1 protein-coding gene is annotated in these 1511 nt (G+C 76.1%); it reads left to right on the forward strand.

Features of this window, described 5'->3' with window-relative positions; all coding sequences use genetic code 11:
- Nucleotides 1-200: 200 nt before the first annotated feature.
- Nucleotides 201-1511: ribonuclease D (locus DLJ47_RS35240; protein ID WP_109906703.1), on the forward strand; the 1311-nt coding region annotated here is incomplete at its 3' end.

Consider the following 1511-nt stretch of genomic DNA (forward strand, 5'->3'; position numbering starts at 1 on the left):
CCTCCCCGTAGCCGCCCCCAGTGGCCGCCGCCCCGGCTGGGAAACGCGCACCAGCGGGGCGGCCGGATGGACCGTACCTGCGCGATCGGGGTTTGTCTTCCCCGATGTCCGGCCCGTCGGGACGCCTGAGGGTCACCTGACCGACACACGCCGGACCCCGGCTGCACCCGCGGAATCCGGCGGCGCACTAGGGTTGTCAGGTGACCGACGAACCACCCCTGCGCCGTCGGGCCGCCGAAAGCCGTACGGGAAACGCACCGCACGACCCGCCGTCGGCCCGGCCGGAGCCGGCGGACGCGGGAGACGACCCGACCGCCGGCGGGCCCGTACCGCTGACCGCTCCGCGGGAGGGCACTCCTGAGCCGGTGGCCACCCAGCGCGAGCTTGACGAGGTCGTGGCCCGTTTCGCGGCGGGCACCGGCCCGGTCGCCCTGGACGCCGAGCGCGCCTCGGGCTACCGCTACAGCCAGCGTGCCTACCTGGTCCAGTTGCGCCGGGCCGGCGCCGGCACGGCGCTGGTCGACCCGCTGCCGCTGCCCGACCTGACCGCCCTCGACGAGGTCATCGGCGAGGCCGAATGGGTGCTGCACGCGGCCAGCCAGGATCTGCCCTGCCTGGCCGAGCTCGGGTTGCGTCCGCGCCGGCTCTTCGACACGGAACTGGCCGCCCGGCTGGCCGGATTCGAGCGGGTCGGCCTGGCCGCGCTGACCGAGCAGCTACTCGGGTTCAGCCTGGAGAAGCATCACTCGGCAGCCGACTGGTCGACCCGGCCGCTGCCGGAGTCCTGGCTGACCTACGCCGCGCTCGACGTGGAAATGCTCACCGACCTGCGCGACGCGCTCGACGCGGAGCTGACCCGGCAGGGCAAGAGCGAGTGGGCGGCCGAGGAGTTCGCCGCGCTGGTGCGCACGGGTGCCCGGCCGCCGCGGGTGCGCGCCGAGCCCTGGCGGCGCACCTCCGGCATCCACCGGGTACGCGGCGCGCGGGCGCAGGCCCGGGTCCGCTCGATGTGGTACGCCCGGGACCAGATCGCGGCGCGGCGGGACGCGGCTCCGGGCCGGGTGCTGCCGGATTCGGCGATCATCGCGGCGGCCGAGCTGGACCCGAAGGACGAGCAGACCCTGCTGACCTTGCCCGGCTTCGGCGGCCGCTCGGTACGCCGGCTGGCCCGCACCTGGCTGGCGGCGCTGGACGACGCCCGCCAGTTGCCGGACGACGCGCTGCCGGTGACGCCGGCGGCCGAGGGCCCGCCGCCGCCGCACCGCTGGGCGGAACGGGACCCGGTGGCGGCGGCCCGGCTGGTTCGGTGCCGGGAGGTGGTGACCCGGGTCGCCGGCGAGCACAACCTGCCGCCGGAGAACCTGATCGCTCCGGACTCGGTGCGCCGGCTGGCCTGGGTCCCGCCGGAGGAGATCACCGAGCAGGCGGTGGCGGACACGCTGCGCGGCTTCAACGCCCGCGAGTGGCAGATCCGCCTCCTCCTCCCCGCCCTCGCCGAAGCCCTCCACGCC

This window comes from Micromonospora sp. S4605 (assembly GCF_003176715.1).
GTDB lineage: Bacteria > Actinomycetota > Actinomycetes > Mycobacteriales > Micromonosporaceae > Micromonospora > Micromonospora echinaurantiaca.